Annotated in this window: 21 protein-coding genes; 11 read left to right on the top strand and 10 right to left on the bottom strand. The window is 72.9% G+C overall.

The window, feature by feature from the left end; genetic code table 11:
• Positions 1–8: 8 nt before the first annotated feature.
• The 4 genes from ilvD to ACIRG6_RS16420 form a co-directional block, all read right to left on the bottom strand.
• The gene (gene ilvD, locus ACIRG6_RS16405; RefSeq protein WP_403323185.1) at positions 9–1,862 is read right to left on the bottom strand and encodes a dihydroxy-acid dehydratase; all 1,854 of its coding nucleotides are present in this window, start codon (positions 1,860–1,862) and stop codon (positions 9–11) included.
• Positions 1,863–1,995: 133 nt separating this feature from the next.
• Positions 1,996–2,640 carry a TetR/AcrR family transcriptional regulator gene (locus ACIRG6_RS16410; protein WP_318213825.1) on the bottom strand — a complete coding sequence of 215 codons (645 nt, stop codon included), beginning with the start codon at positions 2,638–2,640 and terminating at the stop codon, positions 1,996–1,998.
• On the bottom strand, positions 2,637–3,476 hold the full coding sequence (locus tag ACIRG6_RS16415; protein ID WP_350721094.1) for a sugar phosphate isomerase/epimerase family protein: 840 nt from the start codon (positions 3,474–3,476) through the stop codon (positions 2,637–2,639). Before ACIRG6_RS16415 ends, ACIRG6_RS16410 begins: the two co-directional genes overlap by 4 nt.
• A 163-nt stretch (positions 3,477–3,639) precedes the next feature.
• Positions 3,640–4,572: a Ppx/GppA phosphatase family protein gene (locus ACIRG6_RS16420; RefSeq protein WP_364684840.1), complete on the bottom strand. Its 933-nt coding sequence runs from the start codon at positions 4,570–4,572 to the stop codon at positions 3,640–3,642.
• A gap of 161 nt (positions 4,573–4,733) precedes the next feature.
• On the opposite strand from ACIRG6_RS16420, the gene ACIRG6_RS16425 reads away from it, so the two are divergent.
• On the top strand, positions 4,734–5,540 hold the full coding sequence (locus tag ACIRG6_RS16425) for a hypothetical protein (RefSeq protein WP_403323648.1): 807 nt from the start codon (positions 4,734–4,736) through the stop codon (positions 5,538–5,540).
• 8 nt (positions 5,541–5,548) lie between these two features.
• Here ACIRG6_RS16425 and ACIRG6_RS16430 read toward each other — a convergent pair whose 3' ends face one another.
• The gene (locus ACIRG6_RS16430) at positions 5,549–7,318 is read right to left on the bottom strand and encodes a BACON domain-containing protein (RefSeq protein WP_450152409.1); all 1,770 of its coding nucleotides are present in this window, start codon (positions 7,316–7,318) and stop codon (positions 5,549–5,551) included.
• A 777-nt stretch (positions 7,319–8,095) separates the two neighbouring features.
• Between ACIRG6_RS16430 and radA the strand changes: the two genes are divergently transcribed.
• A complete protein-coding gene (gene radA, locus ACIRG6_RS16435; RefSeq protein WP_161166834.1) occupies positions 8,096–9,505 on the top strand; it encodes a DNA repair protein RadA in 1,410 nt (469 codons plus the stop codon).
• Positions 9,506–9,586: 81 nt separating this feature from the next.
• A complete protein-coding gene (gene disA, locus ACIRG6_RS16440; protein ID WP_189229877.1) occupies positions 9,587–10,711 on the top strand; it encodes a DNA integrity scanning diadenylate cyclase DisA in 1,125 nt (374 codons plus the stop codon).
• A gap of 9 nt (positions 10,712–10,720) precedes the next feature.
• Here the strand turns inward: disA and ACIRG6_RS16445 are convergent, their stop codons facing one another.
• On the bottom strand, positions 10,721–11,560 hold the full coding sequence (locus ACIRG6_RS16445; RefSeq protein WP_364684847.1) for a hypothetical protein: 840 nt from the start codon (positions 11,558–11,560) through the stop codon (positions 10,721–10,723).
• Between the two features lie 175 nt (positions 11,561–11,735).
• Here ACIRG6_RS16445 and ACIRG6_RS16450 point away from each other — a divergent pair, with 175 nt between their 5' ends.
• Complete coding sequence (locus ACIRG6_RS16450) at positions 11,736–12,386, top strand: phosphatase PAP2 family protein (RefSeq protein ID WP_403323191.1); 651 nt, start codon at positions 11,736–11,738, stop codon at positions 12,384–12,386.
• A gap of 4 nt (positions 12,387–12,390) precedes the next feature.
• On the opposite strand, the gene ACIRG6_RS16455 is transcribed toward ACIRG6_RS16450, so the two are convergent.
• Complete coding sequence (locus tag ACIRG6_RS16455; RefSeq protein ID WP_350721104.1) at positions 12,391–13,056, bottom strand: response regulator transcription factor; 666 nt, start codon at positions 13,054–13,056, stop codon at positions 12,391–12,393.
• Positions 13,053–14,732, bottom strand: coding sequence for a sensor histidine kinase (locus ACIRG6_RS16460; RefSeq protein WP_403323194.1), 1,680 nt, complete (start codon positions 14,730–14,732; stop codon positions 13,053–13,055). The genes ACIRG6_RS16455 and ACIRG6_RS16460 overlap by 4 nt, the downstream gene beginning before the upstream one ends.
• A 118-nt stretch (positions 14,733–14,850) precedes the next feature.
• Here ACIRG6_RS16460 and ACIRG6_RS16465 point away from each other — a divergent pair, with 118 nt between their 5' ends.
• From ACIRG6_RS16465 to cseC, 5 genes are all read left to right on the top strand, one after another.
• Complete coding sequence (locus ACIRG6_RS16465; RefSeq protein WP_364684855.1) at positions 14,851–15,831, top strand: HhH-GPD family protein; 981 nt, start codon at positions 14,851–14,853, stop codon at positions 15,829–15,831.
• 307 nt (positions 15,832–16,138) lie between these two features.
• The gene (locus ACIRG6_RS16470) at positions 16,139–16,678 is read left to right on the top strand and encodes a SigE family RNA polymerase sigma factor (protein WP_161166322.1); all 540 of its coding nucleotides are present in this window, start codon (positions 16,139–16,141) and stop codon (positions 16,676–16,678) included.
• Complete coding sequence (locus ACIRG6_RS16475) at positions 16,666–17,328, top strand: hypothetical protein (protein WP_364684857.1); 663 nt, start codon at positions 16,666–16,668, stop codon at positions 17,326–17,328. Before ACIRG6_RS16470 ends, ACIRG6_RS16475 begins: the two co-directional genes overlap by 13 nt.
• A gap of 152 nt (positions 17,329–17,480) precedes the next feature.
• Positions 17,481–18,185 (top strand): two-component system response regulator CseB, encoded by a 705-nt coding sequence (cseB, locus tag ACIRG6_RS16480; protein ID WP_225638621.1) that lies wholly within the window; start codon positions 17,481–17,483, stop codon positions 18,183–18,185.
• An 8-nt stretch (positions 18,186–18,193) separates the two neighbouring features.
• Entirely contained in the window at positions 18,194–19,570 is a 1,377-nt protein-coding gene (gene cseC / locus ACIRG6_RS16485) for a two-component system sensor histidine kinase CseC (RefSeq protein WP_364684859.1), read from the top strand.
• Between the two features lie 85 nt (positions 19,571–19,655).
• On the opposite strand, the gene ACIRG6_RS16490 is transcribed toward cseC, so the two are convergent.
• Complete coding sequence (locus ACIRG6_RS16490; protein WP_364684861.1) at positions 19,656–21,257, bottom strand: MDR family MFS transporter; 1,602 nt, start codon at positions 21,255–21,257, stop codon at positions 19,656–19,658.
• 147 nt (positions 21,258–21,404) lie between these two features.
• On the opposite strand from ACIRG6_RS16490, the gene ACIRG6_RS16495 reads away from it, so the two are divergent.
• Positions 21,405–22,004, top strand: a complete 600-nt coding sequence (locus ACIRG6_RS16495) for a TetR/AcrR family transcriptional regulator (protein ID WP_350721116.1) — start codon at positions 21,405–21,407, stop codon at positions 22,002–22,004.
• A gap of 62 nt (positions 22,005–22,066) precedes the next feature.
• Here ACIRG6_RS16495 and ACIRG6_RS16500 read toward each other — a convergent pair whose 3' ends face one another.
• A complete protein-coding gene (locus tag ACIRG6_RS16500; RefSeq protein ID WP_364684863.1) occupies positions 22,067–22,738 on the bottom strand; it encodes a M23 family metallopeptidase in 672 nt (223 codons plus the stop codon).
• Positions 22,739–23,283: 545 nt separating this feature from the next.
• Here ACIRG6_RS16500 and ACIRG6_RS16505 point away from each other — a divergent pair.
• Positions 23,284–23,952 (top strand): HAD family acid phosphatase, encoded by a 669-nt coding sequence (locus ACIRG6_RS16505; protein ID WP_364684865.1) that lies wholly within the window; start codon positions 23,284–23,286, stop codon positions 23,950–23,952.
• Positions 23,953–23,994: the final 42 nt, after the last annotated feature.

The raw sequence follows: 23,994 nt of genomic DNA on the forward strand, positions 1-23,994 counted from the left end.
GGGGCCGGTCAGCCCAGCTTGCTCACGTCCCGCACGGCGCCCTTGTCGGCGCTCGTCGCCATCGCTGCGTACGCCTTCAGCGCCGCGGAGACCTTGCGTTCGCGGTTCTTCGGGGCGTACACGCCGTTCAGGGCCTGCTCGCGGCGGGCCAGCTCGGCGTCGTCGACCAGCAGCTCGATGGAGCGGCCCGGGATGTCGATGCGGATGCGGTCGCCGTCCTCGACGAGGGCGATGGTGCCGCCCGAGGCCGCCTCCGGGGAGGCGTGACCGATGGACAGGCCGGACGTGCCGCCGGAGAACCGGCCGTCGGTGACCAGCGCGCACGCCTTGCCCAGGCCGCGGCCCTTCAGGTACGAGGTCGGGTAGAGCATCTCCTGCATGCCGGGGCCGCCCTTGGGGCCCTCGTAGCGGATGACGACGACGTCGCCCTCCTTGACCTGCTGGGTGAGGATCTTCTGGACGGCGTCCTCCTGCGACTCGCAGACGACCGCGGGGCCCTCGAAGGTCCAGATGGACTCGTCGACGCCGGCGGTCTTCACGACGCAGCCGTCGACGGCGAGGTTGCCCTTGAGGACCGCGAGGCCGCCGTCCTTGGAATAGGCGTGCTCGGACGAGCGGATGCAGCCGCCCTCGGCGTCGGTGTCCAGCGCCTCCCAGCGCTCGGACTGGGAGAAGGCCTCGGCGGAGCGGACGCAGCCGGGCGCCGCGTGCCACAGTTCGAGGGCCTCGGGCGACGGGGAGCCGCCGCGCACGTCCCAGGTCTTGAGCCAGTGGGCCAGGGACGGGCTGTGCACGGAGTGGACGTCCTCGTTCAGCAGGCCCGCGCGGTGCAGCTCGCCGAGGAGGGCGGGGATGCCGCCGGCGCGGTGCACGTCCTCCATGTAGTACGTGCGGTCCTTGGCGACGTTCGGCGCGACCTTGGCCAGGCACGGCACCCGGCGGGAGACGGCGTCGATCTGCTCCAGGCCGAAGGGGACGCCGGCCTCCTGGGCGGCGGCCAGCAGGTGCAGGATCGTGTTGGTGGAGCCGCCCATCGCGATGTCGAGGGCCATGGCGTTCTCGAACGCCTGGAAGGTGGCGATGTTGCGCGGCAGGGCGGACTCGTCGTCCTGCTCGTAGTAGCGGTGGACCAGGTCCATCACGGTGCGCGCGGCGTCGACGTAGAGCTGCTTGCGCGCGGTGTGGGTGGCGAGGACCGAGCCGTTGCCGGGCAGGGACAGGCCGATGGCCTCGGTCAGGCAGTTCATCGAGTTGGCGGTGAACATGCCGGAACAGGAGCCGCAGGTCGGACAGGCGTTCTCCTCGATGCGGAGCATGTCCTCGTCGGAGATCTTGTCGTTCACGGCGTCGGACATCGCGTCGACCAGGTCGAGCGTGCGGACCGTGCCGTCGACCAGGGTCGCGCGGCCGGACTCCATCGGACCGCCGGAGACGAAGACCGTCGGGATGTTCAGCCGCAGGGCGGCGTTGAGCATGCCCGGGGTGATCTTGTCGCAGTTGGAGATGCAGATCAGGGCGTCGGCGCAGTGGGCCTCGACCATGTACTCCACGCTGTCCGCGATCAGGTCGCGGGAGGGCAGGGAGTAGAGCATGCCGCCGTGGCCCATGGCGATGCCGTCGTCGACGGCGATCGTGTTGAACTCGCGCGGGATGCCGCCGGCCGCGACGACCGCCTCGCTGACGATCCGGCCGACCGGGGCGAGGTGCGTGTGGCCCGGCACGAACTCCGTGAAGCTGTTGGCGATCGCGACGATCGGCTTCCGCCCGATGTCCGCACCGGGTACACCGGAGGCACGCATAAGGGCGCGGGCGCCCGCCATGTTGCGGCCGTGGGTGACTGTGCGGGACCTCAGCTCGGGCATCGTCGCTCGCTCCTTCGGAGAGTTCTGCCAGGAAACGCTGACAGTTTTCTGACTCTCGACGAGCGTACGCCGGTCATCCAGGGACCGGGACAAGGTGTCCGGAATGCGGGATGACTGTCTCGCCGCCGGGGCTTCAGGGGCCGGTGAGATGGCCCTGGACGACCGGTGCCAGCCGCGCGATGATCCGCTCGGGGTCCGCCGACGCCAGCGGCTCCACCTTGATCACGTACCGGAGCATCGCGCACCCCACCAGCTGCGCCGCCGCCAGCTCGGCGCGCAGCTCCGCGTCCGGCAGGTCCAGCTGGTCGGCGATGCGGCGCAGCAGCTGGGCGGCGATCAGCCGGCGGAAGACGGCGGCGGCGGTCTCGTTGTTCACGGCCGAGCGGACGATGGCCAGCAGCGGCGCACGGGTGCCGGGGTTCTCCCAGAGGCCCAGGATGAACCGGGTCAGGCGCTCGCCGACCCCTTCGAGCGGGCCGTCGCCGATCGCCTCGGGGGCCTTGAGGGCGGGCGCGAAGGCGACCTCGATCGCCGCCTCGAAGACCTGCTCCTTGGTGCCGAAGTAGTGGTGCACCAGCGCGGAGTCCACGCCCGCCGCCTTGGCGATGCCGCGTACGGAGGTCTTCTCGTAGCCCCGCTCGGAGAACTCCTCGCGGGCCGCGGCGAGGATGCGGTCGCGGGTCCCGGCGGACTCGGTGCGCGGCGGGCGTCCGCGGCGGCGGGCGGGGGCTGCGGGGGTGTCGGAGGCGCCCGGGGCCCCCTCGGTGGCGTCGCTCACGGCCGCGGCGACCTCGCCGCCGAGGCGGCCGACGCCAGGTGCAGGCGCGTGAAGGCCAGCGCCTCGGCGAGGTCGGCCTCACGTTCGGCGCTGGACATGGCGCGCCGGGTGTTGACCTCGATGACGACATGGCCGTCGAAACCGGTGTGCGCGAGGCCCTCCAGCACCTCGGCACAGGGCTGGTCGCCGCGGCCGGGCACGAGGTGCTCGTCCTTGGCGGAGCCCTTGCCGTCGGCGAGGTGGACGTGGCCGAGGCGGTCGCCCATGCGGCCGATCATGTCGAGGGTGTCGGTGCGGGCCGTGGCGGTGTGACTGAGATCGATCGTGAAGTGACGGTAGTCCTCCTTCGTCACGTCCCAGTCGGGCGCGTAGGCGAGCATCTCGCGGTCCCGGTAGCGCCAGGGGTACATGTTCTCGACCGCGAACCGCACGTCCGTCTCGTTCGCCATCCGCCAGATGCCGCTGACGAAGTCCCGGGCGTACTGGCGCTGCCAGCGGAACGGCGGGTGCACGACGACGGTGCTCGCACCCAGCTTCTCGGCGGCGGCCCGGGCGCGCTGGAGCTTGGTCCAGGGGTCGGTGGACCAGACCCGCTGGGTGATGAGCAGGCAGGGCGCGTGCACGGCCAGGATCGGCATCCGGTGGTAGTCGCTGAGCCGGCGCAGGGCCTCGATGTCCTGGCTGACCGGATCGGTCCACACCATGACCTCGACGCCGTCGTACCCGAGGCGCGCGGCGATCTCGAAGGCCGTCGCCGTCGACTCCGGGTAGACGGAAGCCGTCGACAGGGCGACCTTCGCATCCGGGATGCGGACTACGTCCCTTGGTTCTGCCACGGGGGCCAGGTTACGGGGTGGCGGTCGGAGGGTGCGGGGGGCGTGGTCGCCGTTGTGGCGAGTGCCATAGGCGCGGGGGCGGCTTCGGAGCCGGGCGGCTTCGTTCGTCGCGCCCCGCGGCGGCGTCGTACGCCGGTACGGGCCCGCGGCCCTTCGGCACGTGTCAGCCCTGGCCCATGTGGTCCAGGCGGCGGAGGATCACGCCCTCCCTGAGGGCCCACGGGCAGATCTCCAGGCTCTCCACGTGGAAGAGGTCCATCGCGGCCTCGGCGACCAGGGCGCCGGCCAGGAGCTGGTTCGCGCGGCCCTCGGAGACGCCGGGGAGCTCGGCGCGCTCGGCGGCGGTCATGGCGCCCAGGCGGGGCACCCAGGCCTCCAGCGAGGCCCGTTTCAGCTCGCGCTGGACGTAGAGGCCCTCCGCCGAGCGGGCGGCGCCCGCTATGCGGGCGAGCTGCCGGAAGGTCTTGGAGGTGGCGACCACGTGGTCCGGGGCGCCGAAGCGGCTGAACTCGCCGACCGTGCGGGCGATCTCCGTACGGACATGGCGGCGCAGCGCCCGGACGTCCTCCGGGTCGGGCGGGTCACCGGGCAGCCGGGCGGCGGTCAGCCGGCCCGCGCCGAGCGGCAGCGACACCGCGGCGTCCGGCTCCTCGTCGATGCCGTAGGCGATCTCCAGGGAGCCGCCGCCGATGTCCAGGACCAGCAGCTTGCCCGCCGACCAGCCGAACCAGCGGCGGACGGCGAGGAAGGTGAGCCGGGCCTCCTCGGCGCCGCTGAGCACGGTGAGCTCGACGCCGGTCTCCTCGCGGATGCGCGCGAGGACGTCGTCGGCGTTGCGGGCCTCGCGCACGGCGGAGGTGGCGAAGGGCAGGAGGTTCTCGACGCCCTTGTCCTCGGCGGCCTGGAGCGCCTCGTGGACGACCGTGATCAGCCGGTCCACGCCCTCGGGACCGATGGCGCCGTCGCCGTCGAGGAGTTGGGCGAGGCGCAGCTCCGCCTTGTGCGAGTGCGCGGGCAGCGGGCGTGCGCCGGGGTGTGCGTCCACCACCAGCAGATGCACCGTGTTCGAACCCACGTCGAGGACACCGAGTCTCATGAAGGGAACGCTACTGCCCGCCCCGCCGGCAGTAGTGCCGTCGTCCGGTCCGGGCGACTTACCCTGGAGCCGTGCCAAAGACGAAAAAGGCGAAGGACGGAAAGTCGCCCAAGAAGGACAAGCAGGACAAGAAGGTCGGGCTGAGCGAGTCGGCCGGGGTCATCGGGGTCTCTCCGACAGGTCCCGAGCCGGGCGCCGCGCCGGGTCCTGCCTCCGACGACGAGAAGGGTCTCGACTTCGCGCGCGCGTGGGTGGAGTTCCCGGATCCGGCGGACGAGGAGCAGGTCTTCCGCTGCGATCTGACCTGGCTGACCTCCCGCTGGAACTGCATCTTCGGCAGCGGCTGCCAGGGCATCCAGGCGGGCCGCGCGGACGACGGGTGCTGCTCGCTGGGCGCCCACTTCTCCGACGAGGACGACGAGCAGCGGGTCGCCGGGCACGTGGCGAGGCTCACGCCGGACATCTGGCAGCACCACGCCGAGGGCACCCGGAACGGCTGGGTCTCCGAGGACGACGAGGGCTCCCGGCAGACCCGCCCCTTCGAGGGCTCGTGCATCTTCCAGAACCGGCCCGGCTTCGCCGGCGGCGCGGGCTGCTCGCTGCACATCCTCGCGCTGCGCGAGGGCAGGGAGCCGCTGGAGACCAAGCCGGACGTCTGCTGGCAGCTGCCGGTGCGGCGGACGTACGAGTGGATCGACCGGCCCGACGACACCCGCGTCCTCCAGGTGTCGATCGGTGAGTACGACCGGCGCGGCTGGGGGCCGGGCGGGCACGATCTGCACTGGTGGTGCACGTCAGCGACCTCGGCGCACGGCGCGGGCGACCCGGTGTACGTCAGCTACCGGCCGGAGCTGATCGAGCTGATGGGCAAGGCGGGCTACGACCGGCTGGTGGAGCTGTGCGAGGCACGGCTGGCCTCGCAGCTGCCGTTGGTGGCGCCGCATCCGGCGGATCCCGCGCCTCGCTGAGACGGCGGTCAGGAAGCGGCCGGGCTCGCGGCGCCGCCGTCGTCGGGCGGGGGTGTCGAGCCGCCCGTGCCGCCGGTCGGGGCCGGTTCGGTGGGGGTCGGGTCCGGGCCGGGTGACGTGGGCGTCGGGTCGACGGTCGGCGTGGGGTCGGGCGGTGCCGGGGTCGACGGGTCCGGGCCCGGGCCGGACGGGGACGACTGGTCGTCCGGCGTGCTGGGGCGCGGGTCCGGGCGGGACGGGCTCGGCGCGGTGCCGTAGCCGTGGATGGAGACGACGGCGCCCGCGGGCGAGACGGCCACCTTGGCGCTCCAGGGGCCGGACGGCTCGCGCAGATGGTCGACGTACACCTTGATCGTCAGCACCTCGCCGGGGCGGAGCGTTCCCGACGACTGGCTCAGGTAGAGCCAGGGGGCGCTGGTGGAGGCGGACCAGCGCACCGGTGCGTCGCCGGTCGCGGCCAGCGTGACCAGCGTGGTGTCGCCGTGGTTCCCCGCCGTCACGTCGAGGCGGCCGGCGCCCCGCGCGCCCGCTCCGGAGACGCTGACGACCTCGACGGAGACGTCGGCCTTGCCGTCCTTGCCGAAGCGGGGGCCGGGTGTGCTGCTCGCGTTGCCGGCGTTCTCGTAGCCGTCCGCGGACTCGCCGTTCAGGCCGTCCGGGCCCTGGGCCTCGCTGGCGCTGGCCGAGCGGCCGTCCTCGCCCTCGCCGACCGGGGTGCCGCGGTAGGCCGCCCACAGGGCCAGCACGGGGGCCGCGACGACGGTGGCGACGACCGTGGTCGTGACGGCTCGGGCGCGCAGGCGGTCCCGGCGGGCCGCGCGGTCCTTGGGGTCCATCGGGAAGCCGCGCCGGTCGAAACGGGGTGCCGCGCCCCGCGCGCGCGGGCCGTGTGCCATGGCGACGTGCAGCTCCGCGCGCGGGGCCTCCAGCACCGGCAGTTCGGCGGGGGTGACGGTGGTGCCGGGCCAGCGGCCGGGAATCGCGCGCTCGGCCGCGCGGCGGCAGCGCGGACAGTCGTCGACGTGCCGGACCAGTTCGCGGCGCAGGGCGGCGCTGAGCACGAAACGGTTCTCGCCGGTGAGGCGGGACACGCCCGGGCAGGCGCCGGTCTCGACGACCGCGAGGGCCGCGCGGGTGCGCTCGACCTCGCAGGCGGCCGCGGCGAGCAGTTCCCGGGCGGCGGCGAGGTCCATGCCGAGCACGGCGGCGACCTCGTGGGCGGCGAGGTGGTGGCGCACGGCGAGTTCGAGTGCCTCGCGCTGCTCCGGGGTGGTGCCGGCGGCCTCCGGCCAGGCCAGCAGGGCCAGTTCGCGGCGGCGGCGCTCCTGCTCCTCGCGGGACGGCTGCGGGGGCGCGGGCGGCTGCGCCGGGCGCCGGCGGTCGGGGCCCGTGCGGTCCGCCGTGGGGCGGCCCGCGGCGTGGCTGCCCGGACGTTTCTGCTTGGCCTCGGTCAGCTTGCGCAGGCAGGCCCAGCGGGCCAGCGCGTAGAGCCAGGCCCTGCGGTCCGCGGGCTCGGGGCCGCGGTTGCCGCGGTGGTCACGGCGCTCGCGGCGCTCGGCGAGTGCGAGGACGTCGCCGAGGGCGGCGGTCGCGGTGTCGTGGTCGCACAGGACGGACAGGCAGTAGGTGAACAGGCCGTCCAGGTATGCCTCGTAGCGCGTGGGCGGCCGCTGCGCCAGCGTGCGCGCCGCCGCGCGGTCACGCGCCTCCCGGTGCTCCCGGTGTGCCCGGTGGGTGCCGGTCGTGCGGGTCGTGGTCTCCGGACTGCTCCTCATCACCCGGCGACCGTAGGCGGCTATGGGTGGCGCGAACTGGCGCGTTGGACACTTTTAATCCGTACGGGTGAAACGATCCCTCATAAGAGGACAGGAGCCTGTTGTTCCGTGGCCGGGGCAGGGTGGGGGTGGCCCGTTCGGGGGGCCTGCGGGTGCCTCCGGCGGTGGGGGGTGGGGGGTCGTGCCTGCGGCGGCCCGTGCGGGTGCCTGCGGTGGTGGCGCGGGGTGCCTGCGGCGGCCTGTGCGGGTGCCTCCGGCGGTGGTGCGGGGTGCCTGCGGCGGCCTGTGCGGGTGTGGTGGGGGTGCGCGTAGCGCGTGCGGTTGTGGGTGGGTCGGGGCCGCGCCGGGGGGTGTCCGTCCTCGGAACGGCGCGGAATCGGTCGGCCACAGAAGGACCCGGCGCGGACGCGCCAACCGCTGCGGGCGGACACCCCCCGACACGTCCCCTTCCCGCCGTACGCGACTGACCGCCGTCTCGCCGTCCCAGATGCCTGCAGCTGCGCTGCCCCACACGGCCGCTCAGCTGCGGGCCGCCGCATCCCGCCCCAGCTGCGGGCAGTCGTGCCGCTGGGGCGGCACGGGTGGGCGCAGCGGCACCCCGGCAGCGCCGGGCCACCCGATCCGGCCCCGTGCCGGGCACCCCGGGCGCCGGCCCACGCGCCGCGCCGGGTGCTGAACGAAACGCCGGGGCACGTGCCCCACCCCGGGCACACCCACGCCCGCTGCACGGGGAAGACCGGGCCGCGGCGCGTTGTCAGTGGGGCCGGTTACCGTTCGTACATGGCTGCCCGTACGAAGACCACCAAGGACCGGCCGTCCTACCGCTGCACCGAGTGCGGCTGGCAGACGGCCAAGTGGCTCGGCCGCTGCCCCGAGTGCCAGGCATGGGGGACGGTCGAGGAGTACGGCGCGCCCGCGGTCCGTACGACGACGCCGGGGCGCGTCACCACCTCCGCGCTGCCCATCGGCCAGGTCGACGGCCGTCAGGCGACCGCCCGCCCGACCGGCGTGCCCGAGCTGGACCGGGTGCTCGGCGGCGGACTGGTGCCCGGTGCCGTGGTGCTCGTCGCGGGCGAGCCCGGCGTCGGCAAGTCCACGCTGCTGCTCGACGTCGCGGCCAAGTCGGCCAGCGAGGAGCACAAGACCCTGTACGTCACGGGTGAGGAGTCGGCGAGCCAGGTGCGGCTGCGCGCCGACCGGATCAAGGCCATCGACGACCATCTGTACCTCACCGCCGAGACCGACCTCGCGGCCGTGCTGGGGCACCTGGACGCGGTCAAGCCGTCACTGTTGATCCTCGACTCCGTGCAGACGGTGGCCTCCCCCGAGATCGACGGCGCCCCCGGCGGCATGGCGCAGGTGCGGGAGGTGGCGGGCGCGCTCATCCGCGCCTCCAAGGAGCGCGGCATGTCCACGCTCCTGGTGGGCCACGTCACCAAGGACGGCGCCATCGCCGGCCCCCGGCTGCTGGAACACCTCGTGGACGTCGTCCTGCACTTCGAGGGCGACCGGCACGCCCGGCTGAGGCTGGTGCGTGGCGTCAAGAACCGGTACGGCACGACGGACGAGGTCGGCTGCTTCGAGCTGCACGACGAGGGCATCACCGGCCTCGCCGACCCCAGCGGGCTGTTCCTCACCCGCCGTGCCGAGCCCGTGCCCGGCACCTGTCTGACCGTCACCCTGGAGGGGCGCCGGCCTCTGGTGGCCGAGGTGCAGGCGCTCACCGTCGACTCGCAGATCCCCTCGCCTCGGCGCACCACGTCCGGTCTGGAGACGTCCCGGGTGTCGATGATGCTGGCCGTGCTGGAGCAGCGGGGCCGGATCAGCGCACTGGGCAAAAGGGACATTTACAGTGCGACGGTCGGTGGGGTGAAGCTCTCCGAGCCGGCCGCCGACCTCGCCATCGCGCTCGCCCTCGCGTCGGCCGCCAGCGACACCCCGCTCCCCAAGAACCTCGTCGCGATCGGCGAAGTGGGCCTCGCCGGCGAGGTGAGACGGGTCACGGGCGTGCAGCGCAGGCTCGCCGAGGCGCACCGGCTGGGATTCACGCATGCCCTGGTACCGACCGATCCGGGCAGGGTCCCTGACGGCATGAAGGTCCTGGAAGTCGCGGACATGGGGGACGCCCTGCGGGTCCTTCCGCGCTCCCGTCGGCGAGAGGCCCCACGGGAGGAGGAGGACCGCCGGTAGACTTTGCCCTGGTCTCGCCCGTCCGTACGTCCGAGTGTGCGACACGGCAGCGCCAGAAGAACCTGCGACCGGAGGAGTGCAGTGGCAGCCAACGACCGGGCAGCAGCTCCCGGAAAGTCCGGTGGGAGTGCCGGTGCCGATGGCCTGATGCGCGCCTCACTGAGCGCCGTGGCGCCCGGCACGCCCCTGCGTGACGGCCTCGAACGGGTCCTTCGCGGCAACACCGGCGGCCTGATCGTGCTCGGCTCCGACAAGACCGTCGAGTCGATGTGCACCGGTGGCTTCGTGCTGGACGTCGAGTTCACCGCGACCCGGCTGCGCGAGCTGTGCAAGCTCGACGGCGGCATCGTGCTGTCCTCGGACCTGTCGAAGATCCTGCGGGCGGGCGTGCAGCTCCTCCCGGATCCGACGATCCCCACGGAGGAGACGGGCACCCGGCACCGTACGGCGGACCGGGTCAGCAAGCAGGTCGGCTTCCCCGTCGTCTCCGTCTCGCAGTCCATGCGGCTGATCGCCTTGTACGTGGACGGGCAGCGGCGGGTTCTGGAGGATTCCGCCGCGATCCTGTCGCGGGCCAATCAGGCACTGGCCACGCTGGAGCGGTACAAGCTGCGGCTCGACGAGGTCGCGGGCACGCTGTCGGCGCTGGAGATCGAGGACCTGGTCACCGTCCGGGACGTCTCGGCGGTGTCCCAGCGGCTGGAGATGGTGCGCCGCATCGCGACCGAGATCGCCGAGTACGTGGTGGAGCTGGGCACGGACGGGCGTCTGCTGGCGCTCCAGCTGGACGAGTTGATCGCCGGCGTGGAGCCCGAGCGTGAACTGGTCGTGCGCGACTACGTGCCCGAGCCGACCGCCAAGCGCTCCCGCACGGTGGACGAGGCACTCATCGAGCTGGACAAGCTGAGCCACGCCGAGCTGCTCGAACTGTCCACGGTGGCCCGCGCGTTGGGCTACACCGGGTCTCCGGAGACGCTGGACTCGGCGGTGTCGCCGCGCGGCTTCCGGCTGCTGGCGAAAGTGCCGCGGCTGCCCGGCGCGATCATCGACCGGCTGGTGGAGCACTTCGGCGGACTGCAGAAGCTGCTCGCCGCCAGTGTGGACGACCTGCAGACCGTCGACGGCGTCGGCGAGGCCCGGGCCCGCAGCGTGCGGGAGGGCCTGTCGCGCCTGGCGGAGTCGTCGATCCTGGAGCGGTACGTCTGACCGTCCGCGTCAGTCGTCCTTCAGCACGAACGACGTCCGCACCTCTCCGAACCCGGCGGCCTTCGCCTCCACCAGGTACGTCCCCGCCCCGGCCGAACCCGCCGGGGGCGTCCCGCACTCGGGGGCGCTCGGCTTGCGGTCCCACTTCACGGTGGCGGTGATGCCGCTGCCGGCGGCCACCCGGTACGTGAGACTCCCCGAGCCCTTGGGGCAGTCGTCGGAGGACCAGTACGCGTCGTCACCGCTCGCCGGAGTGATCGTCAGCACGGCGTGCTTCGGGCCGAGGTCGATCTTGCAGTCGCTGCCGGAGGTGTTCCGGGCGGTCACTTCGAAGGTGGGCGTCTGCCCGGGCGAATAGGAGTTGCGGACGCTGCGCACGCTCAGCTTGACCGCGTTCGCCGTGCAGTCGGGCAGGCTCGACCCCGCCGGCAGCGCGTCGCCCGCACCGACCCCGGTCGCCGGACCACCGGAACCCGGACCACCGGAACCCGAACCGCCGGAACCGTCCCCGCCGGCCTCACCGGAACCGCCCCCGGACCCGTCGCCGGAACCGTCACCCTCACCGGAACCCGATCCCGAGCCGCTGGAGTCACCGCCGCCCGACTCGTCCCGGCCGCCCGGCGCCTGACTGATCGCCGGCCCGGAACCCGAGGGGCCGGGGGTGATCGACGGCGCGGGGTGCTTGCCGTCGGCGCCGTCCTCGTGGCCCTTTCCGCCGCCCCCGCCGCCGGCGACCACGATCCACGTGACCAGCAGCGCCAACAGGGCGAACACGGACAGCAGTACGGCCCTCCGTCGCCAGTAGATGGAGGAGGGAAGCGGCCCGACCGGATTGCGCAGAGATCCCACGGCGCAAACTGTACGAGAGATCAGCGCATTCCCTTGTCCCACCCGCCGCTTGAGCCCGCAACTTTTCCGGATCATCATTCCGGAGATGCCCCCGGCACCCCTGCCGATCGTCAGGTGCCGCACGTGTCGATCGCAGGGTGTGACCGTACCGCCCGATCGCCTACGGTCCGTGACCATGACCTTCGATGACGACGCGCTCTACCGTGACATCACCGGCTTCGCCCACGACACCCCTCCGTGGGTACAGCACACGGCGGAGGTGTGGACAGAGGCCGGACTCCTGGTGTTCGCCGCGCTGTTCGTCACCGCCTGGTGGAGGGCGCGTGGCGGCAGCTCGCGGGCGTTCGCGATCGCGGTCCTTGCACCCCTGGCCACGGCTGTGGCGTACGTGTGCAGTGAGCTGCTCAAGTCCGGCATCACCGAGGAGCGTCCGTGCCGGGCGGTCACCGGGGCCGTGACGTCGCTGGCCGAGTGCCCGGTGAGCGGCGACTGGTCCTTCCCCAGCAATCACGCCACCATCGCGGGTGCCGCGGCCGTCGCCCTGGCCCTCGTCCGGCGTGCGCTGGTCCTGCTGACGGCGCCCCTGGCCCTCCTGATGGCCTTCTCCCGGGTTTTCGTCGGCGTCCACTATCCGCACGACGTCGCCGCCGGGCTGCTGCTGGGTGCCGTCGTCGCCGTCGTCGCCGTACGGCTGGGCACGCGCCCGGCGACCCGGCTGGCCGACGCCCTGCGCGCCTCGTCGGCGCCCGCCGCCCGGTGGCTCGCCGGGCCGGGGGCGGCCACCGCGCCCGCGGCGGCGTACGCCGGCACGGACCGGCGGCGGTGAGACCTCACGCGTCCGGTTCGACGAGTCCCGCCTCGTACGCCACGATCGCCGCCTGCACCCGGTTGCGTACCTCCAGCCGGTCCAGGACCGCGCTCACGTACGCCTTCACGGTGCCCTCGACGAGGTGGAGCCGGGCGGCGATCTCCGGGTTGGACAGGCCGGCGCCCACGAGACCGAGCACCTCGCGTTCGCGTGGGCTCAGCCGCGCCACACGGGTGCGTGCGTGTTCCTCGCGGGCGAGCCGGCCGCCGCCCCTGCCGAGGTCCTCGATGACGTACCGGGCCACCTTCGGCGACAGGAACGCGGCGCCTTCCGCCACGGCCCGTACGCCCGCCATCAGTTCGTACGGGTCACCGGACTTGAGCAGGAAGCCGGTGGCCCCGGCGGCCAGCGCCCGGGCCACGTAGGCCTGTTCGGAGAAGGTGGTCAGCATGGCGACGGCGGTGCCGGGGACGGTGCGCACGATCTCCGCAGCCGCCGCGAGGCCGTCGAGGCGGGGCATGCGGATGTCCAGCAGGGCGACGTCGGGGCGGTGGGCGCGGGCCAGTTCGACCGCCTCTCGGCCGTCGCCGGCCTCCGCGACGACCTCGCTCTCGCCGCCGCTCGCCAGGATCGCGCGCACCCCGGCCCGCACCATCGCCTCGTCGTCGGCCAGCAGGACCCGGATCACCGTACGAACTCCTCGTATTCCTCGCGGCCCTCGCCGGGCAGCCCGACGCGGGGGACGACGTCCTTGGCGACGAGGAGGCCCTCGTCGTCGAAACAGAGCCGGAAGTGGTCGACGGAGACCAGGAGTTCGCCGCTCGCCCGGTAGTAGCGGCAGTCGGCGTCCTCGGGTGGCGCGGGCGCCCGGTCGGACGGCGGGTCGTGCACCGCGCGGTCCGGCAGCACGTCCGCGACCTGCGCGAGCGGTGTCCCCAGGGACAACTCGGCGTACGCGCCGGGGCTGAGCACCGAGTGCGTCTCCGTGTACGCGTACCAGCCGAAGGCCGCGCCGACCAGGACGACCCCGGCACCGGCGGCGGCGCCCAGCCCTAGGGCGACGCGGCGGCGGGCCCGGGCGAAGGGGGAGGCGGGCGTGGCGGGCAGGCGTGGGACGGGCGGGGCGGCGGTGTCCTGCGCGGGGACGTACGCCCGGACCCGGAACCCCTCCCCGTGCGGGCCCGCGTCGAGGTCGCCGCCGACCGAGGTCACGGCGGCGCGCAGCCCCAGCAGGCCGGAACCGCCCGCCGAGGGCGAAGCCGCCTCGGTGGCCGGGCCGTTGGTGACGGTCACCGTCGTGCCGTGCGCCTGCCCGGTGACCGCGACGACGACGGGGGCGCCCGGGGCGTGCCGGGCCGCGTTGGTCAGCGCCTCGCGCACCACGCGGTGCAGCAGCCGCCCGGCCATCCCGGCGGGGTCCGGTACCGGTGCGGCGTCCGACGGCTCCCAGCGCACCGCGAGCCCCGACTCGGCGGCCCGGGCGACGAGGTCCTCGACGCTCTCGCCCGCCGGGGTCAGCGGGGCCGGCTCGTCGGCCTCGCGCAGTACGCCGATGATCCGGTGCAGCCGGTCCGTCGCGTCGGCGGCGGCCAGCCGCAGGTCGGCCGCCGCGGCACGGTGGTCGGCGGCGAGCCCGGGGGCGACCTGGAGAGCGCCGGCGCGCAGGGCGATCAGGCTCAGTTCGTGGCCGAGGGAGTCGTGCATGTCCTGGGCGATCCTGGCCCGCTCCCGCAGCCGGGCCCGCTCCTCGGCGTGCCGCTGCTCGTCCTCCAGCCGGGCCGCCCTGAGCCAGCCGGCCTCGGCGAGCGCGCGGCTCTGCCGCCAGTAGCGTCCGCCGAGCCAGGGGAAGACGCAGCCGAAGAGCAGCGTGCCGGTCATGACCAGCCACTCCGGGGCCGGGTCCGCGCCGGCCAGCGCGATCCGCGCCGTGCCGGCGACGCCCACCGCGGCGAAGGCGGCCACCGCGGGGCGTGCCCGGGCCGCGCGCAGGCCGAGGAGCAGGGCGAAGACGCCGAGCGCGGGGCCGTAGGAGAGGCTGAACAGGGCGGGCGCGGCGGCCAGGCCCAGGCCCGCGGCCAGGGCGAACGCGGCGAGGGGACGGCGGCGGGCGACCACGGCGGCCGCGGCGAGCACGACCAGACCGGCCGTCTGCTGCCACAGGGGCCGCGGCTCGTTCAGCCCGAGCCGGTCCGCCGTGACCGCCGGGGCGGCGAGGACCGCCCAGAGCAGGACGCCTCTGCCGATCGGACGCACCGACGGTGCGCGGCTGCCGACACGCGGGCGGCCGCCGGCGTCGGTACGGCTTTCGGTGCCCGTCCCGCGGTTGTCTGGCTCGGGGTGAGGGGACCGGCGAGGGCGTTCCATGCGTCCGACGCTACAAGCGGCGGGCGGGGCGGCGCCCCTGCCGATCGTCAGGTGCCGCGACCGCCGTCGGTGGCGGTGCGCCCGCCGGGCCCTCCTCCCGTGGCAGGATCGGAGGGTCATGACTGCGCCCACGAAGCCCTCGCACACCGGCCCGACCGACCCCGCCGCCGTCCCCTCGGCCCTCGCCACCCCGTCCGTGTCCGCGACCGCCGCCCCGGCCGTGTCCGGCGAAGCGCTGCACTCCCCCGTCATCGACTGGTTCGACGAGCACGCCCGCGACCTGCCGTGGCGGCGCCCGGAGGCCGGCGCGTGGGGCGTGATGGTCAGTGAGTTCATGCTCCAGCAGACGCCGGTCAGCCGGGTCCTGCCCGTGTACGAGCAGTGGATGGCCCGCTGGCCGCGCCCCGCGGACCTCGCCGCGGAGGCCCCCGGCGAGGCCGTCCGCGCCTGGGGCCGGCTCGGCTACCCGCGCCGCGCCCTGCGCCTGCACGGCGCCGCCGCCGCCATAACGGAACGGCACGGCGGGGACGTACCGGCGGACCACGCACAGCTGCTGGCGCTGCCCGGCATCGGCGAGTACACGGCCGCGGCGGTCGCCTCCTTCGCCTACGGCCAGCGGCACGCCGTGCTGGACACCAACGTCCGCAGGGTCTTCGCCCGGGCGGTCACCGGCGTGCAGTACCCGCCGAACGCCACCACCGCCGCCGAGCGCAAGCTGGCGCGCGCGCTGCTGCCGGAGGACGAGGCGAGCGCCGCCCGCTGGGCCGCCGCGTCCATGGAACTGGGCGCGCTGGTGTGCACGGCACGCAACGAGTCGTGCCATCGCTGCCCGATCGCCGCGCAGTGTGCCTGGCGGCTCGCCGGCAAGCCCGAGCACGACGGGCCGCCGCGCCGCGGACAGACGTACGCGGGCACCGACCGGCAGGTGCGCGGCCGGCTGCTCGCGGTGCTGCGCGAGGCGCACCGGCCGGTGCCGCAGGCGGCGCTGGACCGGGTGTGGCACGAGCCGGTCCAGCGCGCCCGCGCCCTGGACGGCCTGGTCGCCGACGGACTGGTGGAGCCGCTGGCGGACGGGATGTACCGGCTGCCGCTGAGCTGACGCACAGCGGGGTCACAGCGGACAGGTCACCGCGGCCGTCGTCCGTACGGGCTTCCGTCACAACGGCACCACCGGACAAATCCCTCTTTAACGTACTCAAGTCGCCTACTGCGGCGCCTCGTTCCCCGGTCCGTTACACAACCGACGGACAGCCGAGGGTTAGCCGCAGGCTGCTTCGCACAGCGCCGTGACAACGCTTCCCTACCTTCGTATCCGTGCCCGGGGGACACGGGACGACGAGGAACCACAGGCAGTGGACCGGCGGGTGACCAGCCGCCGGTAAACGGGGATCGGAAGGCGGTTGACCATGGCGCAGGGCGAGGTGCTCGAGTTCGAGGAGTACGTCCGCACCCGGCAGGACGCGCTGCTGCGCAGCGCCCGACGCCTGGTCCCCGACCCCGTCGACGCCCAGGACCTGCTCCAGACCGCGCTGGCACGGACGTACGGCCGCTGGGAGACCATCGAGGACAAGCGGCTGGCGGACGCCTATCTGCGCCGGGTGATGATCAACACCCGCACCGAGTGGTGGCGGGCGCGGAAGCTGGAGGAGGTGCCGACCGAGCAGCTCCCGGAGTCCTGCGTGGACGACTCCACCGAGCAGCACGCGGACCGCGCCCTGCTGATGGACGTCATGAAGGTGCTCGCCCCGAAGCAGCGCAGCGTCGTGGTGCTGCGACACTGGGAGCAGATGTCAACGGAGGAGACGGCCGCCGCCCTCGGCATGTCGGCCGGAACGGTCAAGAGCACGCTGCACCGAGCGCTCGCCCGGCTCCGCGAGGAGCTGGTCGCCCGCGATCTGGACGCACGGGCGCTGGAGCGTGAGGAGCGGGAGCGTTGCGCGGCCTGACCGACGGTCGGACACCCGGGGACACCCGGAAGAGCGTGCAGGCGACGAGTGCGGCGGTGGCCGTGTTCGTCGCCGTCGGCGTTTCCCTCTCCGGCTGTGCCGCCGGCGGCACCGGCGCGCGCGACGAGGGACCGGCCCACGCGGACGCGGTCGGCGGCGCCGCCGCCTCCCCGACACCCGTGGTCTCCCCGTCCAAGGTCCCCGACCGGGTGGACGCGGTCCGGCTCGTCAAGGCCGACCCCAAGGTCTCCGCGGAGGTCAAGCGCGAGCTGAAGCCGTGCGTCGCCGACGAGTACCCCGTCGACGTGTCGTACGGGGAGCTGACCTCGGGAACGGCCGAGGACGTCGTAGTCAACGTGCTGACCTGCGGTGACGGGGTGGGCGTGGGAAGTTACGTGTACCGGGAGAAGGACGGCGGGTACCAGAATGTGTTCCAGGCCGAGGAGCCTCCGGTCTACGCGGAGATCGACCGAGGCGACCTGGTGGTGAGCAAGCAGGTGTACGAGAAGGGCGACCCGGTGTCGAGCCCGTCCGGCGAGACCGTGATCACGTACCGCTGGTCCGCGGGCCGCTTCACCGAGGCCTACCGCGCGCACAACGACTACAGCAACGCCGTCGGGGCCGCGCCGACTCCCGTGCCGGACAGCTGACGCGCACGGCGGGTGAACCGATCGGACCGCTCGGACCGATGGACAAATGAACGCGCTGCGCGATCTCCGCGTCTGCCTAGTGACCGCACATGCGTCCGGCGACCGTGACCGCGCCGGAACCGACCATGACAACGAGGACTGAGAGCACCGGGATGGCAGACCAGACCCACGTCCTGTTCGTCGAGGACGACGACGTCATCCGCGAGGCCACGCAGCTCGCCCTGGAGCGGGACGGCTTCGCGGTCACCGCGATGCCCGACGGGCTGTCGGGCCTGGAGGCGTTCCGCGCCGACCGCCCGGACATCGCGCTGCTCGACGTCATGCTCCCCGGCCTCGACGGCGTCAGCCTGTGCCGCCGGATCCGGGACGCGTCCACCGTGCCCGTGATCATGCTGTCGGCGCGGGCGGACTCCATCGACGTCGTGCTGGGTCTGGAGGCGGGCGCCGACGACTACGTCACCAAGCCGTTCGACGGAGCCGTCCTGGTGGCCCGCATCCGTGCGGTGCTGCGCCGCTTCGGCCACGCCGGCGGCGGCGACCGGACCGACGCGGGGGCCGGCGCGGACACCGGCGGCGTGCTCACCTTCGGCGAGCTGGTGGTCGACACCGACGGCATGGAGGTGCGGCGGGCCGGGCACCCGGTGGCGCTCACCCCGACCGAGATGCGGCTGCTGCTCGAGTTCTCCTCCGCGCCGGGCACGGTGCTCTCGCGCGACAAGCTCCTGGAGCGCGTCTGGGACTACGGCTGGGGCGGTGACACCCGCGTCGTCGACGTCCATGTGCAGCGGCTGCGCACGAAGATCGGCCAGGACCGTATCGAGACGGTCCGCGGCTTCGGCTACAAGTTGAAGGCCTGAGCGGGGACATGCGGGGGTTCATCCGACGCCTGGCCGCCTCGCCCCTGAGGCGCGCGGGCATCCGTACGGGGCTGCGGTGGAAGCTCAGCGCGGCCATCGCCCTGGTCGGCGCACTGGTGGCGGTCGCCCTGAGCCTGGTCGTGCACAACGCGGCCCGGGTGTCGATGCTGGACAACGCGCGCGACCTCGCGGACGACCGCGTCCTGATCGCCCAGCGCAACTACGAGCTCTCCGGCCGCCTGAACTTCCCGAACGCCCAGATCGACGACCCCGAGCTGCCGGCCGGGCTGCGGAAGAAGGTCGAGGACGGACGCAGAGCGACCTACGTCTCCGAGCAGGAGAACGGGGTGACGGACATCTGGGCCGCCGTGCCGCTCAAGGACGGGCACGTCATGTCCCTGCACTCCGGCTTCACCGACCGCAGTGCCGACATCCTCAAGGACCTCGACCAGGCCCTGGTCATCGGCTCCATCGCGGTCGTCCTCGGCGGCAGCGCGCTCGGCGTGCTCATCGGGGGGCAGCTGTCGCGCCGGCTGCGCAAGGCCGCGACCGCCGCGAACCAGGTCGCCAAGGGCGAGCCGGACGTCCGTGTCCGGGACGCCATCGGCGGCGTCGTCCGGGACGAGACCGACGACCTCGCGAGCGCGGTGGACGCGATGGCGGACGCCCTCCAGCAGCGGCTGGAGGCCGAGCGCCGGGTCACCGCGGACATCGCGCACGAGCTGCGCACCCCGGTGACCGGGCTGCTGACCGCCGCCGAGCTGCTGCCGCCGGGCCGGCCCACGGAGCTGGTGCTGGACCGGGCGAAGGCCATGCGCACGCTGGTGGAGGACGTGCTGGAGGTGGCCCGGCTGGACGGCGCCTCGGAGCGCGCCGAGCTGCAGGACATCATGCTGGGCGACTTCGTCAGCCGCCGGGTGGCGGCCAAGGACCCGGGCGTGCGGGTGCTGGTGGTGCACGAGTCGGAGGTCACCACCGACCCGCGCCGCCTGGAGCGCGTCCTGTTCAACCTGCTCGCCAACGCCGCCCGGCACGGCAGGCCGCCCATCGAGGTCAGCGTCGAGGGCCGGGTGATCCGGGTCCGCGACCACGGCCCCGGCTTCCCCGAGGACCTGCTCGCCGACGGCCCGAGCCGCTTCCGCACCGGCAGCGCGGACCGGGCCGGCCGCGGCCACGGGCTGGGGCTGACCATCGCGGCCGGGCAGGCCCGGGTGCTCGGCGCCCGGCTCACCTTCCGCAACGTCCGGCCCGCCGGGGCGCCCGAGCACATACCGGCCGAGGGTGCGGTGGCGGTGCTGTGGCTGCCGGAACACGCGCCGACGAACACCGGGAGCTATCCGATGCTGCCGGACCGGTCGTCGCAGGGCGTCTGCACGCGGCACTGACATCGGCCGCTGCCCGCCCGGGCGCGGGCATGCCGAAGGCCCCCGGCGGACAGCCCGGGGGCCTTCGGCAGCAGGATCGGACGGATCAGACCGACTCGGTCACCGGCGTCTTGGCCGTCGCTGCGTCGGCGTCGCCGCCGGCCGGGCCGTCCGCCGCCTTCGGTCCCGTCCCCTTCAGCGGGACCTCCTTGACGAACACGGCCGCGACCAGCGCGAACACGGCCACCGCCGCGCCCAGCAGGAACGCTCCGTGCGTGCCGGAGGACACCGCGTGCTGGTAGGCCTCGCGCGCCGCGTCCGGCAGCTTGGCCAGGCTCGCCGCGTCCAGCTGTGCCGACTGCTCGGTCACCTTGGAGCCCAGCGCCCCGGCCTTCTCGGCCATGACGTCCTGGACGCGGTGGTTGAACAGGGCACCCATGATCGCGACGCCGAAGGACGAGCCGAGGGTGCGGAAGAGGGTGGTGGACGAGGACGCGACGCCCATGTCCTTCATCTCCACGCTGTTCTGCGCCACCAGCATGGTGATCTGCATCAGGCAGCCCATGCCGAGACCGACGACGGCCATGTACAGGCCGGAGGTGAAGCGGCTGGTGCCGGTGTCCATCAGCGACAGCAGGAACAGTCCGACGGTCATCAGCGCGCCGCCGACCACGGGGAAGATCTTGTAGCGGCCGGTGCTGGTGGTCACCCGCCCGGCGACCATCGAGGTGACGAGCATCGCGCCCAGCATCGGCAGCAGGAGCAGCCCCGAGTTGGTGGCGGAGGCGCCCTGCACCGCCTGCTGGTACAGCGGCAGGAAGAGGGTGGCGCCGAACATCACGAAGCCGGTGATGAAGCCGATGAGGGACATCAGCGTGAAGTTGCGGCTGCGGAAGATGTGCAGCGGCACGACCGGCTCGGCGGCCCTGGTCTGCCAGAACACGAACCCGACCAGCGCGGCGACCCCGATGCCGATCAGCTCCATGATGCGCGCGGACGTCCAGGCGTACTCCGTGCCGCCCCAGGTGGTCACCAGCACGATGGCGGTGATGCCGATGGTCAGCAGAGCGGCGCCCAGATAGTCGATGCGCGCGTCGCTGCGCTTCCTCGGCAGGTGCAGGACGGCGCTGATGGCGACCAGCGCGACCGCGCCGAGCGGCAGGTTGATGTAGAAGGCCCAGCGCCAGCCCCAGTGGTCGGTGATGGTGCCGCCGACCAGCGGTCCGCCGATCATCGCCAGCGCCATGACGCCGGCCATCATGCCCTGGTACTTGCCGCGCTCGCGCGGCGGGATCAGGTCGCCGATGATCGCCATGACACCGACCATCAGACCGCCGGCGCCGAGCCCCTGGACGGCGCGGAAGCCGATGAGCTGGCCCATGTCCTGGGCCATGCCGCTGAGCGCCGAGCCGGCCAGGAAGATCACGATGGAGGTCATGAACGAGCCCTTGCGCCCGTACATGTCGCCGATCTTGCCCCACAGCGGGGTGGACGCGGCGGTGGCGAGGGTATATCCGGTGACCACCCAGGACAGGTGTTCCAGACCGCCCAGCTCGCCGACGATCGTCGGCATCGCCGTGCCGATGATCATGTTGTCGAGCATCGCGAGCATCATCGCGATCATGAGTGCGAGCAGGACCACCCGCACGCTCTTCGGCTGTTTCCCGCCGTCGGTGTCGACGGCCTTGTCCGTCGGTGTGTCCGCCATCGCTGCCACTCCCCCAGCTACCCGCTGTGCATCCGCTACTTACTTGCCGCCCGGCAAGTTGACTACACTCGGGAAGGTAGACGCGTAACTAGCCGGTCGTCAAGTAAGTTTTCCGGAACGTGCGCGGAGCAGGAGGTGCGTAGGAGGATGGGCGGCACGATGGACAGCACCAAGCAGCAGCGGCGCCGCGGGGACACCCGCCAGCGCATCCAGGACGTGGCGCTCGAACTCTTCGCCGAGCAGGGGTACGAGAAGACCTCGCTCCGCGAGATCGCCGAGCGCCTGGACGTCACCAAGGCGGCGCTGTACTACCACTTCAAGACCAAGGAAGAGATCCTCGTCAGCATCTTCGAGGACCTCTCGCGGCCGATCGAGGACCTGATCGAGTGGGGCCGGCTCCAGCCGCACACCCTGGAGACCAAGCAGGAGATCGTCCGCCGCTACAGCGACGCGCTGGCGGGTGCGGCACCGCTCTTCCGCTTCATGCAGGAGAACCAGGCGGCGATCCGGGAGCTGCGCATCGGGGAGATGTTCAAGACCCGCATGCTGGGACTGCGGGACATCCTCATAGACCCGGAAGCGGACCTGGTCGACCAGGTCCGCTGTGTCAGTGCGATGTTCACGCTGCACGCCGGGATGTTCGTCCTCCAGGACATGGAGGGCGACCCCGAGAAGAGGCGCGAGGCCGTGCTCGAGGTCGCCACCGACCTGATAACCCAGGCGCACCGGGGAGCCGAGGGCTCCTGACCGGCCACGTTCGGCCGGTCAGGACCGGACGGCCCTGACCTGCCGGTCGCGTCGCGTCATACTCAGACGCTCACGCCCTGCGCGCGCAGGAAGGCGACCGGGTCGACGGCGGAGCCGTAGTTCGGGGTCGTGCGGATCTCGAAGTGCAGGTGGGGGCCGCTGGAGTTGCCGGTGTTGCCGGACTTGGCGATGTGCTGGCCGGTCTTCACGACCTGGCCGATCTGCACGTCGATCCGCGACAGGTGGGCGTACTGGGAGTACGTGCCGTTGCCGTGCTTGATGACGATGGCGTTGCCGTAGGCGGGGCCGTCACCGGCGCCGTTGCCGCCGGCCTTGACGACGGTGCCGCCGTGGGCGGCCATGACGTTGGTGCCGATCGGCACGGCGAAGTCCTGGCCGCTGTGCTTGTGGGCCCACATGCCACCGTTCTGGGCGAACTTGGCACTGAGCGCGTACTTCTCGACCGGGTCCACCCAGGAAGCCGCCTTCTTCTTGGCCGCGACCTTCTTGGCGCTCGCGGCGGCCTTCTCGGCCTTCGCCGCCTTGGCCTGCGCCGCGGCCTGGGCCTCGACGGCGTTCGCGACAGTGGAGGTACCGGAGGCCGCCGTGGTGCTGCTGGCGGCCGCGACCCCTGCTCCCAGCGCGACCGAGGCTCCGAGGCCGGCAGCCATCACGGCGGCGCGGGTGCGGACGGTGGTCGTACGGGAAGAGCGGGACGTGACACGCGAGAACATTCGAACCTCATGGGGACGGGAACACAGGAACGCCCCTCGGCGGATGCACAGGCACTCACCGGGCGGGCTCCACATTGGTAACCCGCCGGGCCGTAACCGCACAAAGGTGTGACCTACGACCCTATGTAGTACTTCCACGCAAAACTTCCCGAGCCTTGACAGAGCCCCCATTTCAGACAAAACCAGCTCAGAGCCCTGCAATCAGGCCATCACTTCAGGGGGATCTGTCCGTTTTCGTAGTTCTTGCGGCTTCCACTATTCCTCGTAGTACCGGGCAAATCGCCTGTGCGGCACATCACCGGCGACCATGATCCAGGGGCCGCTGGATGTGACCCGGGCTACTCCGTTTCCGGCTGACGGACCCCGCACGCAAGGCCGTTCAGTCGCCCCTGATCGTGGCCGAGACCACACCGATCGGGCCCGCCACGTGCCACTACTCGCCGGTAACCCAATCGTTGCCCTCCCGCCACTTGTCCGGGCGAACATGCACGCGTCAATTTTGTGCCGTCAGGCATCCGCGCAGGCATGAGAGGACCCCACCCCCCATGACCGAACAGAACGGACAGACCGGACAGGCAGGGCGAGCCGGCCGCGTGAGACGGTCCGGGCGTACCTGGAAGCGCGCCCTCGGCACCGCCGCCGTCACCGCGGCCGCACTCACCGTGGCCGTCACACCGGCCGACGCGGCCCCCGCCACGACCACCGGTACGGCCGCCGCGGCCGCCGACTACGCCACCTGGCAGCGGGACTGCCGGGCCGTGATGGACCAGGCCCTGCCGTATCTGAAGGAGCGGATCGCCGGCGCCGCGCCCGGCGAGAAGCAGGCGATCGTCCTCGACATCGACAACACCTCCCTGGAGACCGACTTCGGCTTCAGCTACCCGCAGCCCGCCAACCGTCCGGTCCTGGAGGCCGCCCGGTACGCCCAGGAGCACGGTGTCGCCCTCTTCTTCGTGACCGCCCGGCCGGGCATCATCGGGGCGCCCACCGAGTGGAACCTCGACCACGCCGGCTACGAGTCCTCCGGCCTCTACGTGCGCGGCTTCCTCGACCTGTTCCGCAACGTCGCCGAGTACAAGACCGCGCAGCGCGCCCACATCGAGTCGAAGGGCTACACGATCATCGCCAACATCGGCAACACCCCCACCGACCTGTCGGGCGGCCACGCCGAGAAGGCGTTCAAGCTGCCCGACTACGACGGCCAGTTGTCCTGACCCTCGATAGGCTCCTCCCGTCGACCGACCACGGGGGTGGCG

This window comes from Streptomyces flaveolus, from assembly GCF_044765825.1.
GTDB lineage: Bacteria > Actinomycetota > Actinomycetes > Streptomycetales > Streptomycetaceae > Streptomyces > Streptomyces flaveolus.

Coding starts and splice junctions, on each gene's coding strand:
- ilvD (WP_403323185.1), bottom strand. CDS start 1,862: ATGCCCGAGCTGAGGTCCCGCACAGTCACCCACGGCCGCAACATGGCG.
- ACIRG6_RS16420 (WP_364684840.1), bottom strand. CDS start 4,572: ATGAGACTCGGTGTCCTCGACGTGGGTTCGAACACGGTGCATCTGCTG.
- radA (WP_161166834.1), top strand. CDS start 8,096: ATGGCTGCCCGTACGAAGACCACCAAGGACCGGCCGTCCTACCGCTGC.
- ACIRG6_RS16450 (WP_403323191.1), top strand. CDS start 11,736: ATGACCTTCGATGACGACGCGCTCTACCGTGACATCACCGGCTTCGCC.
- ACIRG6_RS16460 (WP_403323194.1), bottom strand. CDS start 14,732: ATGGAACGCCCTCGCCGGTCCCCTCACCCCGAGCCAGACAACCGCGGG.
- ACIRG6_RS16465 (WP_364684855.1), top strand. CDS start 14,851: ATGACTGCGCCCACGAAGCCCTCGCACACCGGCCCGACCGACCCCGCC.
- ACIRG6_RS16470 (WP_161166322.1), top strand. CDS start 16,139: ATGGCGCAGGGCGAGGTGCTCGAGTTCGAGGAGTACGTCCGCACCCGG.
- cseB (WP_225638621.1), top strand. CDS start 17,481: ATGGCAGACCAGACCCACGTCCTGTTCGTCGAGGACGACGACGTCATC.
- cseC (WP_364684859.1), top strand. CDS start 18,194: ATGCGGGGGTTCATCCGACGCCTGGCCGCCTCGCCCCTGAGGCGCGCG.
- ACIRG6_RS16490 (WP_364684861.1), bottom strand. CDS start 21,257: ATGGCGGACACACCGACGGACAAGGCCGTCGACACCGACGGCGGGAAA.
- ACIRG6_RS16495 (WP_350721116.1), top strand. CDS start 21,405: ATGGGCGGCACGATGGACAGCACCAAGCAGCAGCGGCGCCGCGGGGAC.
- ACIRG6_RS16500 (WP_364684863.1), bottom strand. CDS start 22,738: ATGTTCTCGCGTGTCACGTCCCGCTCTTCCCGTACGACCACCGTCCGC.
- ACIRG6_RS16505 (WP_364684865.1), top strand. CDS start 23,284: ATGACCGAACAGAACGGACAGACCGGACAGGCAGGGCGAGCCGGCCGC.